Below are 15,754 nucleotides of genomic sequence, written 5' to 3'. Positions count from 1 at the left end.
GGGTGCTGAGGATCCCGCTTGTCTTGCCTTTGGGGCCACTTGCGGGTAATATGCTGCGCCCATTTGCCTGGCCCCTTTTTGGAGGGGCTTTTTTGTCTGGGGTGTGAGCTGTGTCACACTCCGGATTTTATCGGTATCAAGAGAGACAGCGTATGACCACGGGCCTCTACAGGTTAGATGAGTTTAAAGACAACTGCGGCTTTGGCTTGATTGCCCATTTGAAGGGCAAGGCCAGTCATCGCCTGTTGGAAACTGCCATCGAGTCCTTGACCTGCATGACCCACCGCGGCGGTATTGCGGCGGATGGCAAAACCGGTGACGGTTGCGGTCTGCTGCTGCAGAAGCCGGATGGCTTCCTGCGTACCGTCGCCAAAGAGGCTTGCGGTGCCGAGCTGACCGACGTCTACGGGGTGGGCGCCATCATGCTCAGCACCGATGACGCGAGAGCCCAGAAAGCGCGGGATGTGGTTGAGGAAGAGCTGCGCGCTCAGGAACTGAGCCCGGCTGGCTGGCGTGATGTGCCCGTGGACAGTAGTTGCCTGGGGCCGATTGCCCTGGAGTCCCTGCCACGCTTCAACCACCTTTTTATCAACAACGACGGCGGCCTGAGTCTCGAGCAGTTCAACGCCCGGCTGTTCCTCGCCCGCCGTCAGGCCGAAAAGCGTCTGGCCGAAGACAAAGCGTTCTACATCGCCAGTTTCAGCTCCAGCGTCATCTCCTATAAAGGGTTGATGATGCCGGTGGATCTGCCCAAATTCTTCGCCGACCTGGCCGACCCGCGCCTGGAAACGGCCATCTGCGTATTCCATCAGCGCTTCTCCACCAACACGCTGCCTCAGTGGCCGCTGGCTCAGCCGTTCCGGATGTTGGCCCACAATGGTGAAATCAACACCGTGATGGGCAACCGCAACTGGTCCGTGGCCCGTACTTCCAAGTTCAGCACACCGCTGCTGCCGGATCTCGAGCGCGTCGCGCCGCTGGTCAATCGGGAGGGGTCTGACTCGTCCAGCCTGGACAATATGCTGGAAGTGCTGATTACCGGGGGCATGGAGCTGCACCGCGCAGTCCGCATGCTGGTTCCGCCAGCCTGGCAGAACGTCGAACACATGGACCCGCAGTTGCGCGCCTTCTACGAATACAACTCCATGCACGTCGAGCCCTGGGATGGCCCGGCGGGCCTGGTGATTACCGATGGCCGCTACGCCGTCTGTACCCTGGACCGCAACGGCCTGCGGCCGTCGCGCTGGGTGATCACCAAAGACGACATTATTACCGTGGCCTCGGAAGTCGGCGTGTACAAGTACAAGCCGGAAGACGTCGTGGCCAAGGGCCGCCTCGGGCCGGGCCAGATTCTGTCGGTGGATACCGAAACCGGCAAGCTGTACCACACCAAGGACATTGATGAGCAGCTCAAGGGCCGTCAGCCCTACAAGCAGTGGCTGAAAGAGAAGTCGCTGCGCATCGAGTCCACGCTGGAAGACGATGTGGCCGAAAATGGCCTGACCGAAGAGCAGCTCAAGGCCTACATGAAAATGTACCAGGTCACCTTTGAGGAGCGTGACCAGGTGCTGCGTCCGCTCGCCGAGGGCGGCCAGGAAGCGGTTGGTTCCATGGGTGACGACACTCCCATGGCGGTACTGTCGGCCAAACAGCGCCCGCTGTATGACTACTTCCGTCAGCAGTTTGCCCAGGTGACCAACCCGGCCATTGACCCGCTGCGCGAAGCCATCGTCATGTCTCTGGAGACCTGTCTGGGGCGTGAACTGTCGGTTTATGAAGAGACCGAAGAGCACGCCGACCGGGTGATCCTGCGCTCACCGGTTCTGTCTCCGGCCAAATTCCGTGCCCTGCAGGACATCCCGCGTCCGGGCTATGAGGCATCGGTATTGTCGCTTAATTACGATCCGGCTCAGTACAACCTCAAGCAGGCCATCGCCAAGCTGTGCGACGACGCTGCCGAACAGGTAAAGTCGGGTAAGGTACTGTTGGTACTGAGCGACAACAATCTGGAAAAAGGCCAGTTGCCGATCCATGCGCTGCTCGCTACCGGTGCCGTGCATCACCACCTGACCAAGGTGGGCCTGCGCTGCGATGCCAACATCATCGTTGAAACCGGCACGGCCCGAGATTCCCACCAGATCGCGACCCTGATTGGCTACGGTGCGACTGCGGTCTACCCGTACCTGAGCTACTACGTGCTCAACAACCTGATGGAAACCGGCGAGCTGCAACTGGATACCGATCAGGCGTATAAGGGCTACCGCAAGGGGGTCGACAAAGGGCTGTTGAAAATTCTGTCCAAGATGGGCATCTCCACCATCACCTCCTACCGGGGCGCTCAGCTGTTCGAAGCCGTCGGTCTGGCCGATGAAGTGGTGGACACCTGTTTTGAGGGCACTCAGTCCCGTATTCAGGGCGCCGGTTTCCCGGATCTGGAAGAAGACCAGAAGATCATTGCCAGCACCGCCTGGTTGGCCCGCAAGCCCCTGGTGCAGGGCGGCATCCTCAAATACGTTCACGGTCAGGAATACCACGCCTTCAACCCGGACGTGATCCAGACCCTGCAGCGTGCCGTGCAGACGGGCGAGTACAGCCTGTGGCGCGATTACTCCAGCCTGGTCAATGAGCGCCCGGTGGCGACGCTGCGTGACCTGTTGAAAGTCAAAGAAGACAGCGCTCAGGCCATTCCGCTGAGCGAAGTGGAGCCCATCGAAGCCATCATCAAACGCTTCGATTCCGCGGGCATGTCCCTCGGCGCGCTGTCACCGGAAGCGCACGAGTGTCTGGCTCAGGCGATGAACCGTCTCGGTGGCCGCTCCAACAGCGGTGAGGGCGGGGAAGATCCGGCCCGTTTTGGCACCGACAAGGTGTCCAAGATCAAGCAGATCGCCTCCGGCCGATTCGGCGTGACCCCGCATTACCTGGTCAATGCCGAAGTGCTGCAGATCAAGGTCGCCCAAGGCGCCAAGCCCGGTGAGGGCGGCCAGTTGCCCGGCGGCAAGGTGAACGAGCTGATTGCCCGGCTGCGCTACTCGGTACCCGGCGTGACTCTGATTTCACCGCCGCCGCACCACGACATTTACTCCATTGAAGATCTGGCGCAGCTGATTTTCGACCTCAAGCAGGTCAACCCGGATGCGCAAGTGTCTGTGAAGCTGGTATCCCGCCCCGGGGTCGGCACGATTGCCGCCGGCGTGGCCAAGGCCTATGCGGACCTGATCACCATCTCCGGCTATGACGGCGGTACCGCGGCCAGTCCGTTGACCTCCATCCGCTATGCGGGCTCCCCCTGGGAGTTGGGTCTGAGTGAAACTCACCAGACCCTGCGCGCCAACGACCTGCGTGACAAGGTCCGGGTGCAGACCGACGGCGGTCTGAAAACCGGTCTGGACGTCATCAAGGCGGCCATGCTCGGCGCCGAGAGCTTCGGCTTCGGTACCGGCCCGATGGTGGCAATGGGCTGTAAATACCTGCGCATCTGTCATTTGAACAACTGCGCCACCGGTGTGGCGACGCAGCGCGACGACCTTCGCCAGAACCACTACATCGGCACGGTTGAAATGGCGATGAACTTCTTCAAGTTTATCGCCGAAGAAACCCGCGAGTGGTTGGCCCGTCTGGGACTGCGCAGTCTGGGCGAGCTGGTGGGCCGTGTCGATCTTCTGGAGGCCATTGAAGGCCAGACCAGCAAGCAGAAGCGTCTGGATCTGAGCCGCATTACGTACACCGACAAGTTCCTGGAAACCAAGCCCCAGATGTGTGGCGTGGATCGCAACGAGCCGTTCGACAAAGGCGAGCTGGCCGAGGCCATGGTCAAGGAAGTGCTGCCGGCAATCGAGCGCAAGTCCGGTGGTGAGTACGCCTTTACCGTGACCAACTGCGACCGCTCCATCGGCGCGCGGATCAGCGGTGAAATTGCCAAACGTCACGGCAACCAGGGCATGGCGGACAACCCCATCACGCTGAAACTGACCGGTGTGGCCGGGCAGAGCCTGGGCGTATGGAACGCCGGCGGCCTTTACATTTATCTGGAAGGCGACGCCAACGACTACGTCGGTAAAGGCATGGCCGGCGGTAAACTGGTGCTGCGCCCACCGCGCAACTCCGGCTTCAAGTCGCAGGACACCAGCATTATGGGCAATACCTGTCTGTACGGCGCAACCGGCGGCAAGCTGTTCGCAGCCGGCCAGGCCGGCGAGCGCTGTGGCGTGCGTAACTCCGGTGCTCACGTGGTGGTGGAAGGCGCGGGCGATCACTGCTGTGAGTATATGACCGGTGGTGTGGTGACCGTGCTGGGTCGCACCGGGGTGAACTTCGGTGCGGGTATGACCGGTGGTTTTGCCTTTGTGCTGGATGAAGACAACAGTTTCGTTGATCGCTATAACCACGAGCTGGTGGATATCCATCGGGTAGATTGCGAATCCCTTGAGGCGCACCGCAATTACTTACGAGGCGTGATTGCCGAGTTTACCGCGGAAACCGACAGTGAGTGGGGCCAACACCTGCTCGACAACTTCGATGACTACATCGGTAAATTCTGGCTGGTGAAGCCGAAGGCGGCGAGCCTGAATGGGCTGCTCAACGACCTGGAAAAGCGTGGCGAATAAATCCGCACGCGGGCTCGGGGGCACCCGGGACATGAGAATGATAGAGAGCTCGCCAGCCATTGCGGCGCGAGCTCCCACCGATTAGCTGAGGCAGTGATTATGGCCGGACGTTTAAACAACAACTTCCAGTTTATTGATGTGGGCCGTCAGGATCCGGCCAAAAAAGACATGGAAGTGCGCCAGCACGAGTTTGTGGAAATCTACGAACCGTTTGATCAGGAGCAGGCAGCCAGCCAGTCCCACCGCTGCCTTTCCTGCGGTAATCCCTATTGTGAATGGAAGTGCCCCGTGCACAACTTCATTCCCAACTGGCTGAAGTTGATTTCCGAGGGCAACATTTTTGAAGCCGCTGAGCTGAGTCACCAGACCAACTCATTGCCGGAAGTATGCGGTCGGGTGTGTCCTCAGGATCGCCTGTGTGAGGGTGCCTGTACCCTGAACGATGGTTTTGGTGCGGTCACGATCGGTAATGCCGAGAAGTACATCACCGATACCGCCTTCGCCATGGGCTGGAAGCCGGACATGTCCAAAGTGACCTGGACCGACAAGAAAGTCGCCATCATCGGCGCCGGCCCGGCCGGACTTGGGTGTGCCGATGTGCTGGTGCGCAACGGCGTCAAACCGGTAGTGTTTGATCGCTACCCGGAGATCGGTGGTCTGCTGACCTTCGGTATCCCGGAGTTCAAGCTGGAAAAAAATGTCATGACCCGTCGGCGCGAAATTTTCACCGAGATGGGTATGGAGTTCCGTCTGAATACCGAAGTTGGCACAGACATCACCATGGACGAGATCCTCGAGGAATTCGACGCGGTGTTTATGGGGATGGGCACTTACACCTACATGAAAGGTGGTTTCCCCGGAGAAGACCTGCCTGGCGTTCACGATGCCCTGCCGTTTCTGGTGGCGAACGTGAATCGCAACCTCGGTTTCGAGAAAGATCCGAAAGAGTTCATCAGCGTAAAAGGCAAGCGCGTTGTGGTGCTCGGTGGTGGCGACACCGCCATGGACTGTAATCGCACCTCCATTCGCCAGGGGGCCGAGAGCGTGACCTGTGCCTACCGTCGCGACGAAGAGAACATGCCGGGTTCGCGCCGCGAAGTGGCCAACGCCAAGGAAGAGGGCGTGCAGTTCCTGTTCAATCGCCAGCCGGTAGCCATTGTCGGGGAAGACAAGGTCGAGGGTGTGAAAGTGGTGACCACTGAACTGGGAGAACCCGATGAAAATGGGCGTCGTCGCCCCGAGCCGGTTCCAGGCAGTGAGGAAGTGCTGCCGGCGGATGTGGTGCTGATCGCCTTCGGTTTCCGCCCGAGCCCCGCGCCCTGGTTTGACGAACACGGCATCGAGGTATCCGACTGGGGTGGTGTGGAAGCGCCGGAAACCCAGCAGTACAAGTTCCAGACCTCCAACCCGAAGGTATTCGCCGGTGGCGACATGGTGCGTGGTTCCGACCTGGTGGTGACCGCCATCTGGGAAGGGCGCGAAGCGGCCGAAGGGATTATGGACTACCTCGAAGTGTAAAAACTTGGGTGACGGCGGATGCGAGCTTCGCACTCCGAGGCGTCGGACCGATCCGCCCTACGACACCTCCGCAGCCACGCGTAGGGCGGATAAGCGAAGCGCATCCGCCGCTCCCCTACCCCGTTCTCCGACTGTACCGGACCATTACTATGACCGAGCTGAAAAACGACCGTTTCCTGCGCGCTCTGGCCCATGAACCGGTGGACGTCACCCCAGTGTGGATGATGCGTCAGGCCGGTCGCTATCTGCCGGAATATCGGGCCAGTCGCGAGCGGGCGGGCAATTTCATGGGCTTGTGTGGCAACCCGGACATGGCCTGTGAGGTGACTCTGCAGCCCTTGGAGCGCTACCCGCTGGATGCGGCCATACTGTTTTCCGACATTCTCACCATCCCCGATGCCATGGGGTTGGGCCTGTACTTCGAGCCGGGTGAAGGCCCGAAATTTGAAAAGCCGGTACGCACCGAGGCGGATATCAATGCGCTGGAGGTGATCAACCCTGAAGCGGATTTACCCTATGTGCTTGACGCGGTAAAAACCATTCGCCGCGAGTTGGGCGGCCGGGTACCGCTGATCGGTTTTTCCGGCAGCCCCTGGACCCTGGCCACCTACATGATTGAAGGTGGCTCCAGCCGGGATTTTCGCCGTGCCAAACAGATGATGTACGACCGCCCCGATCTGATGCACCAGTTGCTCGATACCCTGGCCCAGTCCGTGATCCGCTACCTGAACGGTCAGATTCTGGCGGGCGCTCAGGCGGTGCAGATTTTCGATACCTGGGGCGGGGCCCTGTCCCACAATGCCTATCAGGAGTTCTCCCTGCGTTACCTGGAGCAGATCGTCAAAGGCCTGATTCGTGAGCACGAAGGGCGCCGGGTGCCGGTGATTCTGTTTACCAAGGGCGGTGGGCAATGGCTGGAGGCCATGGCCGATACCGGCGCTGACGCCCTGGGTCTGGACTGGACCACCGACATCGGTCGCGCCCGCGCCCGGGTCGGTGACCGGGTCGCTCTTCAGGGCAATATGGACCCGACCATTCTCTACGCCAGCCCCGAGCGGATTCGCGAGGAAGTCGGTCAGATTCTGGCCTCTTACGGCAAGGGTTCCGGCCATATCTTCAACCTCGGCCACGGCATCACCCCGGAAGTCGACCCCGAACACGCCGGCGCCTTCATCCGCGCCGTCCACGAGCTGTCGGCCGAGTACCACGGTCAGTAAGTAAAAAGTTTTTGTGTGGCACAGAGGGACGGGAAGGGGAAGCCCTTTCAAGACCGTAAGCGGAGGGACTCCGCGCGTCGAGCCCCCAGGGACGGGTTTACGGCGTGTCTTGAAAGGGCTTCCCCTTCTCGGCCCGGACGCGATTTGAACTGATCGCAAATCCTGTAACCGAACCCTGTGACCCCTTTCTCATCGCGGCTGTATAGCCCTCCGACAGGCTTGACGACGTCCGTTGCATGCCCCACTATCCCTATCCTCCGGCCCGTTTTTTGTCTAAACTGGCGCCATAGACGGATTTTTTGCCGCACCGCCGGCAGAGAGGACAACGCGTGGGAATCAAGCAAGTCAAAGTTGACGTCAACGAAGTCACTGTTGGCATGTATGTCTCCGGACTCGACCGTCCGTGGACTCAGACTCCATTTCCGCTGCAAGGTTTCTATGTCCGTGATCTGGACGAAATCAAACAACTGAAAAGCCTGTGTAAACACGTCTATATCGACGTCGTGAAAGGTCGTCCTCCGGTCTCCTCCAACCTGCAGACGCTACCCCAGGAGAGTTTACGCAGCCGGATCAGTGCCCGGGAAAATGTCCACACGCCGGCCAACGTCAAAGTGGCCCCTTTGCGCATTCAGCGCAATCAATACCCACCGGTCCTGCCACTCAAAAAAGAGATCAAGCGCGCCCGACAGTTGCATCAGAATGTCTATCATGCCGTGGGCGAAGTGCTCGATTACCTGGGTAACAACGAGTTGCATCGGGTGCCGATTGTCGAGACCAAGCGGCTGGCCAGTGATATGGTGGACAGTGTCCTGCGCAACCCCGATGCCTTCACCTGGCTGTCCCGCGTGCAGGAGAAAGACCAATACACCTATAGCCATGCCATTCGCTGTTCGGTCTGGGCGATTCTGTTCGGGCGTCATATCGGCCTACCCAAACGGGACCTGGACGTGCTTGCCATGGGTGTTCTGCTCAAGGATGTGGGCAAGGTCAAGCTCGATCAGGGACTACTGACCAAAGTTGCCCGCTCGGCCGATGAAGAACGCCTTTATGAAACCTTTGTGGAGCAGGGCGTTGAGATACTGCGCAAGACGCCGGGCGTGGAGCCACGGGTAATCAGTGTGGTCAAAACCCATTGCGAACGTTTGAACGGCAGTGGCTTTCCGCTGCACCTGCAGGGCGACAAGATTCCCCTGCTGGGCAAGATCGCCGGTATTGTCACCTTCTACGACAACACCACCAATCCTCGGGGCGCCAGCCAGCCCATTGCACCGTCCAAGGCCGTCAGCAAGTTGTACGAACTGCGCAACACCCAGTTTCAGGAAGAGCTGGTGGTGGAGTTTATCCGCGCCATCGGCCTGTACCCCACCGGCACCCTGGTGGAGTTGAGCACAGGCGAAGTGGGCGTAGTGGTGGAGCAGAATTTTGAGCGGCGACTCAAACCCAAGATCATGCTGGTGCTGGATGCGGTCAAATCCCCGATAGCCCCGCAACTGATCGACCTGGCCGAGGACGACAGGCGTAAACAGGCGCAAATCGATTCGGGCAAGAAAACACCGGCGGAAGTGGAGAAGATTGAAATCGCCCGGGATCTCGAGCCCGGCTCTTACGATGTCGATATCGCCGCAATACGAGACAACTATATCCTCAAGAAGGAAAAGTCCGGTCTGATGTCTCTGCTCGACAAACTCACCCCTTGAGCCGCGCCCGACCCGATGTCGGGCACGACTATCTCGCCGACAGGGGCCCGGGGCTTTGCCATCCCCTACAACCGGCTACCTAGCCGCTCACCCATACGAGTGCCGCTACCGGCCTCATAGGCAGCATCCCAACGTACCCGGTTCTTGCCAAACAACACGATGGCGGTGGAACCGAGTTTGAAGCGGCCCATCTCCTCGCCCTTGTTCAAGGTGATGGGGGCTCGGGGTCGGAAGTCCTGAGTCTGGATGCAGCGCTTGACCGGCGCTACCTCTCCGCCCCAGACGGTTTCGATGCCCGCCACGATCATGGCACCGACCAACACTACGGCCATGGGGCCGATATCGGTGTCGAAAATAGTGACCAGTCGTTCATTGCGTGAAAACAGCCGCGGTACCTGACGGGCGGTTGCGGTATTGACCGAAAACAGGTCCCCGGGGACTGCAACCGTGGTGCGTAACTGGCCGCCGTAGGGCATATGAACGCGATGATAGTCTTTGGGCGACAGGTATATGGTGGCAAACTGCCCGTTGTCGAACTCGGCAGCCAATGTCTCGCTACCACCGAGCAGCTCCCGGGTGGTGTACATCTGGCCTTTGGCCTGGAAAATCCGCCCATCCTCAATAGTGCCGAGCTGGCTGATGGCGCCGTCAGCGGGGCAGACAATGCTGTCCGTTGCCCCGTCAATCGGACGGGCCTCCGGCTTGAGGGCCCGGGTAAAGAAGTCATTGAAGTGGGTATAGGCGCGGGGGTTTTCCTCCAGCGCTTCGCTCATATCCACACCGTACCGTTGAATGAACCACTCGATGAAGGTGTTCTTGATCCAGTGCGTACGCTGACTGGCCAACCAGCCCGCCGCTCGGGAGAGTCCGTGCTGAGGGGTGATATACTGAAGGGCAGCGAACAGTTTTTCATTCATGGTGTCAGGGGGCCTGCAGGGTCGGTTTCCGGGGGCGCCATCATATCAAAAATCCCCCTGGCGGGCTGACTGGAGTCGATCGGCGGGTCATCATGGTATTAATTCGGGTTCTGGTTGAGGCATTGGGGGGGCTGGGCTTGTTCCTGCTGGGGATGACGCTCATGACCGAGGGCCTCAAAGCGATGGCAGGAGACGCCATTCGCCAGGTGTTGATGCGTTTTACCCGCAGTCCGGTCAGCGGAGTCGTGACCGGGCTCGTTGGCACGGCGGTGCTGCAATCCTCCAGTGCCACCATTGTGGCGACCGTCGGTTTTGTGGGCGCCGGGTTGCTCGGGTTCTCCCAGGCACTGGGCATTATTTTTGGATCGGCGCTGGGAACCACAGTCACGGGCTGGATCGTCGCGCTGGTTGGCTTCAAGTTCAAGTTGTCTCTGCTGGCGGCCTTATTCGTGTTCGCCGGGGCCATGCTCAAACTGTTTGGGCACCGCTCACTGGGTGGGTTGGGGTACGCATTGGCCGGCTTTGGCCTGATTTTTATCGGTATCGACGCTTTACAGGGAGGACTGGAAGGTTTACGGGAGCAAATGGATTTCAGTCAGTTTCCGGCCGGTGACCTATGGGGCAAGCTAAAGCTGGTGGCAGTGGGGGTTCTGTTCACCCTCGTGACCCAGTCTTCGAGTGCAGGGGTCGTGTCCGCCTTGACAGCCCTGCACACGGATACCATTGCGTTTGAGCAGGCCGCGTCTCTGGTGGTGGGCATGAACATCGGTACCAGCTTCACGGCCGCGGCGGCCACTATCGGGGGCAACGTGTCGGTGCGTCGCACCGGTTTTTCCCACGTCCTGTACAACACCTGCGTCAGCTCGCTGGCACTGTTTCTGATTGCACCCTACATCGCCATGTGGCAGTTCGCGGCGGCCGAGACTTTTGTGGCGCATGAAGAGTTTGCGCTGGTGGGCTTCCACTCCGCGTTCAATCTGCTGGGGGTATTACTGGTGTTGCCGTTTGCGGGACAGTTTGCCCGCCTGATTGAGCGTCTGTTTCCCGACAAGCCCTACGGCTATCAACAGGTCCTGGATCGGGGCTTACTCAAATACCCCGAGCTGGCCCTGACCGCGGTGCAGAAGGTCATGACCTCACAGTTCGAGCGGGTAGCCGAGCAACTGGAGTACATGCTGGGAGAGTCCGGTCGCTCCGTACCGTTGGTGGATCTTGCCCGGGAGTTGGCTGACGTACAGGAATATCTGGACGCGATCCACCTGGAGGGAACGTCCGGCAGTCAATGGGAGCGTCTGTTGGCGGCGATACAGATCGTTGAGCATTTGCAGCGGTTGCTGGAGCGGTGCGAAAACAAGAGTGTGGCGGTGGCTCTACGTAATGGGGAAGAGCTGGCGGATGCCAAGGCGGCGCTCAGTCCGTTGGTGTTGTCGCTGTGGGGAAAGCGTTCGCTGCCCGCGGATCAGGTGCAGGAACGAGTCGCACAAATCACCCAAATCGAGCAAACTACCCGGCGGCAAACCATGAACGACATTGCCCAGGGACGCCTGGAGTTGAAGCAGGGAGTTGCTCGTATGGAAGTGGTGCGCTGGTTGCAACGGGTCGCTGTGCACATTGGGCGCATCGACGTGCACAGCCGAGAACTGAATTATCAACAGCCCTGAGCTTGCGGGATCAACAGCCCTGAGCTTGCGGCATAGACGGTCCTGAGCGAAATAATGGGCCGAACCCAATGGTGAATGAATCCGATGAAGGCTGTTTCAATGTCCTCCCTTAATCTGCCCCTTGAGAGCGTGCGGCCCAGTGATCTCGATGCTCTGGTCGCCCTGGAGCAACGCTGCTTCAATATCGACCGTCTCAGTCGCCGCAGCTTTCGCCGCTGGCTGGATGGCGATCAGCGGGTGTTCCTGGTTGCTCGCGACGGTGACCGTCTGGCCGGCTACATACTGGTTCTGTTTCACCGGGGGACCCGCCTGGCCCGCATTTACTCGCTGGCGGTGGATCCGGACTACCGGGGGCAGGGGCTGGCGCGCCGTCTGATCGGGGCGGCTGAGGATGGTGCGCGGGACAGCGGCCGCTTCTATATGCGCCTGGAAGTCAGCAGCAAGAATGTCAGCGCCATTGCACTCTACGAGACGCTGGGTTACAAACAGTTCGGGCTTTACCAGGATTACTACGAGGACCACACCGATGCGCTGCGTTACCAGAAGCGGATCCGGGTGGTCGGCGATACGGCCTATCATCGGGCGATCCCCTGGTTGGCTCAGAGTACCCGTTTTACCTGCGGTCCGGCCTCATTGATGATGGCCATGGCCGCCCTGAAACCTGACTATGAGCCTTCCGGTACCGAAGAGTTACGTCTATGGCGCGAGTCGACGACCATCTTCATGACTTCGGGACACGGCGGTTGTCACCCCATGGGCATGGCATTGGCAGCTGACTCACGAGGATACCGGGCGGAAGTCTGGGTCAACCACGAGGGCCCGTTGTTTCTCGATGGTGTACGTGATGAAACGAAAAAGCCGGTCATGATGTTGGTGCATGAGGATTACCGGAATGCGCTTGAGGCCCGCGGGGTCCCCGTTCACTATCGGGAGGTCCGTCAGGATGACCTGATCGCGGCGTTTGACCGGGGCGGCGTACCGATCATTCTGATCAGCACTTACCGGATGGACAGCAAGAAAGCGCCCCACTGGGTGGTCATGAGTGGCTATGACGAAGAGTGTATTTATGTTCATGACCCTGACCCGGATAGTCAGGGGCAGACGGCACTGGACTGCCAGTATCTGCCCTTGGCCCGGGCCGATTTCGAGCGTATGACCAGCTTTGGTCGAAGCCGGTTGCGTACCGCAGTGATTCTTTCCCGTGAGTTGTCTGATCCGAGAGGGTAAAACTTGATGTTGCGCAAAGCGAGCGGTGTCTGTGCGCTATACCATTAAACGCTCTACCCGTCGGCGTACGGTCAGTCTGGAGGTTCGCGACGCCGAGTTGCTGGTGCGTGCGCCTGTGGGTATTACGGAGCGCGATCTGGACCGGTTTGTCCGTCAGAAAAGCGACTGGATTGCCCGGAAAGTGCACGCTCAGAAACAGATGCTGGCCCGGATTCCTGAGTATCGCTATGTGTCCGGCACCCGGCTGCCTTTTATGGGACAACAGTTGACGCTCTCGGTGACCATGGGTAGTAGTGGCCGGGTAGAGTGGATTGGTGACCGGCTGGCGGTCTGTTGCTCCCGACGTAGTCGGCTTGAGTCTGAGGCGCAGGCTCGGCGACTGGTCCAGGGGTGGTACCGCGAGCAGGGGCTGAAGCACTTGACTGCGAAGACGCAGGCGCTTACCCGACGGCTGGGGTTGACCTGTTCCGGTGTCAAAGTGCGAGTGACCCGATCAAAGTGGGGGCATTGCACCCGTTCGGGCGAGATTCAGTACAACTGGCAGATTCTTCTGGCTCCGGAGGCGGTTGTGGACTATCTTGTCGCTCACGAAGTCTGTCATCTGCGTCACATGAACCATAGCCGGGCATTCTGGCAACTGGTTGAACAGGTGTGCCCCGATTACCCCCGGCAGCGGGATTGGCTGAAGGCCAATGGACGTTGTCTGGTATTGTAACCCCTTTCGTTATAAGCCCAAGGAAATTCCCACCATGACCGCACTGAGCGACGACCCCGCTGAAAATCTCGATCGTTTTATCGTCGAAGCGTTGGACCACGGCTGCGTCTATGGGCTCGAAGGCCCGGATGGCTGGGCTCTGTGCCCTTCCGAGAAGTACGACGACAGTGACGTCATTCCCCTGTGGTCCGAGCAGGCCCTGGCACAGGTGCATTGCCGGGAGGAGTGGACGGATTACAAGCCGGTGGCAATCGACCTGGAAGAGCTTCTGGATGACTGGCTACCGGGTATGCACGATGATGAATTGCTGGTGGGGGTGAACTGGGACGAATCCCTCGAAGGCGACGAAATTGAGCCCATGGATTTGCTCGAAGAGTTCGAGCAGGAGATGGAGTAGCGGCAATGTGTACCCGATAGGCGCGTGGGGTGCAGTAGACCGACGGCCGCCACGCACCGCAACCGGCCCTCCTGGGGCCGTCAGACCCGGGGGAAGTTCGCCATTACCTTCCGGTCCCGCCGATATTTCCAACGTTCCACCCATCTCCCGCCCCAGACGTGATTGCCGTAGCGGGCCAGTGCATAGTCGTCGCTGGTGGTGATGATCGACAGGGTTCGGCGGCCGGGTCTGTAGCGCCTGAGTGGCTCTCCGGCCAGTGCGCGGGCCAGATTGGCGGCCAGAACCGGAGCCTGCCGCAACGCCAGATCGGTCACGCCTCCGGGCCCTGGTCCGCCAGCGACACTGGCGACCGCACCGGCGGCGAAAACAAAGGGATGGCTCACGGCCTGCAGGTGTGAGTTGACCTGAATCCGGCCTCGATCAGTGAGTGCCAGGCCCGACGTACTGACCCAGGCTCCGGGTTGTCCGGAAACACACCCGATCACGGCATCCATGGGCAAATGTTGGTGGCGGTCGGTGTAGATCTGCTCGCGGTCCACACGTGCCACATCAAACAATGGGTGCACCCGGATTTCCCGTTCCTGGAGGAGTTGCGCTGCACGTAGCTGAGCGGCGAGGGGGAATTCGGGTAGCAGTTTGCCGCCCCCGTGGATCAGATGGACACTGACGGGGGCCTTGAGACTTTCTTCCCGCCGAAGCCTTTGGCGAATGGCCAGCGCCATTTCCACGCCTTCAAGGTTGCCGCCGATAATGCCCAGATTGGCCGGGTTGTTTCGGTCCCGGGCGCACAGGCGCGCCAGGGTTTCCTGCCAGCGCGGCAAAAAACCACTGATGGGGCGGGTGCTCATGCCGTATTCGGCCAGTCCCGGGATGGTGTCAACCGCCTGGAGGCCGGTGTTGATCGACAGGAGGTCAAAGTCAACGAGGTCGCCGTTGTCGAGCCGGGCCTGGCGCTGTTCCGGATCCAGAGAGGCCAGGCGGCCGAACAGCAGTTCGGTATGAGTGGCCCGGCATAGCTGGCCAAGGTCGATGTGGCAGTCCCGAAAGCGCAGGCGGCCGGCGATCAGCCCGGGCAGCATACCCGAGAAGGGCACAAATCGTTCGGGCGACAGCAACACGACCCGCACATCATCGGGTAATAGGTGGCGGGCGTTGGCCAGGTAGAGGGCGTGCGTCAGGCCACCACCGGCCAGAAGCAGAGTTCGCATAACAACGGCGCTCAGGCAAAAGCCGAGAGCATAGCGAACCCGGTGCTCAGCGTCTACGGAGTGCCGGTAATTCTGACAGTCACCGGTACCGACGGTGGCCGGTTACTCCAGGCCTCTGGCACTGCTGGCGATGTCTTCGTCCACGAACCCGAAGAGGTAGTCGTGGAGGATGTCGACCTGGTGCAGGTGGACGTAGGTTTCGAGTTGTTCGAGTTCGGCGAAGGCGGGGCTGATGGCCGCTGTGGGTGTCAGCCGGTAGTCCCGGGTGACGAGTACGAAGGATTTATTCGCGGTGGGTACGGGGGTTTTGTGCAACAATTGCAGGACGCAGAAGTCGAAGTCCAGGCACAGACGCATCAGGTTGGGGTAGTTGGTTTCCTGGCGATCGATGAAACGAATTTCCCGGCTACCCAGTAGTTCGTCGGTGCTGAGCGGCTGCTTGGGCATAGACTCTCTCTGTTGATGTTGGCTCGGTTGATTCTTGGTGGGGAGGTCCATTTGGGCCAGTCCGTGCGGGATTACACCACAGCGCTCCCGGATGTCATGTGATATACCTCACAAAAGCTTCAGGGGCCGTCACTGCAATCCAC

The 15,754-nt window shown here is 60.0% G+C and carries 11 protein-coding genes; 8 read left to right on the top strand and 3 right to left on the bottom strand.

Going from position 1 to position 15,754, the window contains the following annotated elements; genetic code table 11:
- Positions 1 to 152 precede the first annotated feature (152 nt).
- The 4 genes from gltB to OOT55_RS11370 all read left to right on the top strand — a co-directional run bounded on the left by gltB (position 153) and on the right by OOT55_RS11370 (position 9,039).
- Positions 153 to 4,607, top strand: a complete 4,455-nt coding sequence (gene gltB / locus OOT55_RS11385) for a glutamate synthase large subunit (RefSeq protein ID WP_265365992.1) — start codon at positions 153 to 155, stop codon at positions 4,605 to 4,607.
- Positions 4,608 to 4,706: 99 nt separating this feature from the next.
- Positions 4,707 to 6,125, top strand: coding sequence for an FAD-dependent oxidoreductase (locus OOT55_RS11380; protein WP_265365991.1), 1,419 nt, complete (start codon positions 4,707 to 4,709; stop codon positions 6,123 to 6,125).
- Between the two features lie 149 nt (positions 6,126 to 6,274).
- The gene (gene hemE / locus OOT55_RS11375) at positions 6,275 to 7,342 is read left to right on the top strand and encodes a uroporphyrinogen decarboxylase (protein ID WP_265365990.1); all 1,068 of its coding nucleotides are present in this window, start codon (positions 6,275 to 6,277) and stop codon (positions 7,340 to 7,342) included.
- 329 nt (positions 7,343 to 7,671) lie between these two features.
- A complete protein-coding gene (locus tag OOT55_RS11370) occupies positions 7,672 to 9,039 on the top strand; it encodes an HD-GYP domain-containing protein (RefSeq protein WP_265365989.1) in 1,368 nt (455 codons plus the stop codon).
- A 65-nt stretch (positions 9,040 to 9,104) separates the two neighbouring features.
- Here OOT55_RS11370 and asd read toward each other — a convergent pair whose 3' ends face one another.
- On the bottom strand, positions 9,105 to 9,956 hold the full coding sequence (gene asd / locus OOT55_RS11365; protein ID WP_265365988.1) for an archaetidylserine decarboxylase: 852 nt from the start codon (positions 9,954 to 9,956) through the stop codon (positions 9,105 to 9,107).
- A gap of 92 nt (positions 9,957 to 10,048) precedes the next feature.
- On the opposite strand from asd, the gene OOT55_RS11360 reads away from it, so the two are divergent.
- From OOT55_RS11360 to OOT55_RS11345, 4 genes are all read left to right on the top strand, one after another.
- Positions 10,049 to 11,617, top strand: a complete 1,569-nt coding sequence (locus tag OOT55_RS11360) for a Na/Pi cotransporter family protein (RefSeq protein ID WP_265365987.1) — start codon at positions 10,049 to 10,051, stop codon at positions 11,615 to 11,617.
- 99 nt (positions 11,618 to 11,716) lie between these two features.
- Positions 11,717 to 12,844, top strand: coding sequence for a peptidase C39 family protein (locus tag OOT55_RS11355; RefSeq protein WP_265365986.1), 1,128 nt, complete (start codon positions 11,717 to 11,719; stop codon positions 12,842 to 12,844).
- Between the two features lie 31 nt (positions 12,845 to 12,875).
- Entirely contained in the window at positions 12,876 to 13,559 is a 684-nt protein-coding gene (locus OOT55_RS11350; RefSeq protein ID WP_265365985.1) for a M48 family metallopeptidase, read from the top strand.
- Positions 13,560 to 13,593: 34 nt separating this feature from the next.
- Entirely contained in the window at positions 13,594 to 13,956 is a 363-nt protein-coding gene (locus OOT55_RS11345; protein WP_265365984.1) for a DUF2750 domain-containing protein, read from the top strand.
- An 80-nt stretch (positions 13,957 to 14,036) separates the two neighbouring features.
- On the opposite strand, the gene OOT55_RS11340 is transcribed toward OOT55_RS11345, so the two are convergent.
- Both OOT55_RS11340 and OOT55_RS11335 read right to left on the bottom strand, forming a co-directional pair.
- The gene (locus OOT55_RS11340; protein WP_265365983.1) at positions 14,037 to 15,164 is read right to left on the bottom strand and encodes an FAD-dependent oxidoreductase; all 1,128 of its coding nucleotides are present in this window, start codon (positions 15,162 to 15,164) and stop codon (positions 14,037 to 14,039) included.
- A 102-nt stretch (positions 15,165 to 15,266) separates the two neighbouring features.
- Positions 15,267 to 15,611 (bottom strand): hypothetical protein, encoded by a 345-nt coding sequence (locus tag OOT55_RS11335; RefSeq protein ID WP_265365982.1) that lies wholly within the window; start codon positions 15,609 to 15,611, stop codon positions 15,267 to 15,269.
- Positions 15,612 to 15,754 lie beyond the last annotated feature (143 nt).

This window comes from Marinimicrobium sp. C6131, assembly GCF_026153455.1.
Lineage (GTDB): Bacteria > Pseudomonadota > Gammaproteobacteria > Pseudomonadales > Cellvibrionaceae > Marinimicrobium.
The sequence above is the reverse complement of the archived record's forward strand: the minus strand, read 5'-3'. Positions and strand labels throughout refer to the sequence as shown.

Bases quoted from the DNA above. Each gene is read 5' to 3' on its own strand.
- gltB (WP_265365992.1), top strand. From the start codon at position 153: ATGACCACGGGCCTCTACAGGTTAGATGAGTTTAAAGACAACTGCGGC.
- OOT55_RS11380 (WP_265365991.1), top strand. From the start codon at position 4,707: ATGGCCGGACGTTTAAACAACAACTTCCAGTTTATTGATGTGGGCCGT.
- hemE (WP_265365990.1), top strand. From the start codon at position 6,275: ATGACCGAGCTGAAAAACGACCGTTTCCTGCGCGCTCTGGCCCATGAA.
- asd (WP_265365988.1), bottom strand. From the start codon at position 9,956: ATGAATGAAAAACTGTTCGCTGCCCTTCAGTATATCACCCCTCAGCAC.
- OOT55_RS11360 (WP_265365987.1), top strand. From the start codon at position 10,049: ATGGTATTAATTCGGGTTCTGGTTGAGGCATTGGGGGGGCTGGGCTTG.
- OOT55_RS11355 (WP_265365986.1), top strand. From the start codon at position 11,717: ATGTCCTCCCTTAATCTGCCCCTTGAGAGCGTGCGGCCCAGTGATCTC.
- OOT55_RS11345 (WP_265365984.1), top strand. From the start codon at position 13,594: ATGACCGCACTGAGCGACGACCCCGCTGAAAATCTCGATCGTTTTATC.
- OOT55_RS11340 (WP_265365983.1), bottom strand. From the start codon at position 15,164: ATGCGAACTCTGCTTCTGGCCGGTGGTGGCCTGACGCACGCCCTCTAC.
- OOT55_RS11335 (WP_265365982.1), bottom strand. From the start codon at position 15,611: ATGCCCAAGCAGCCGCTCAGCACCGACGAACTACTGGGTAGCCGGGAA.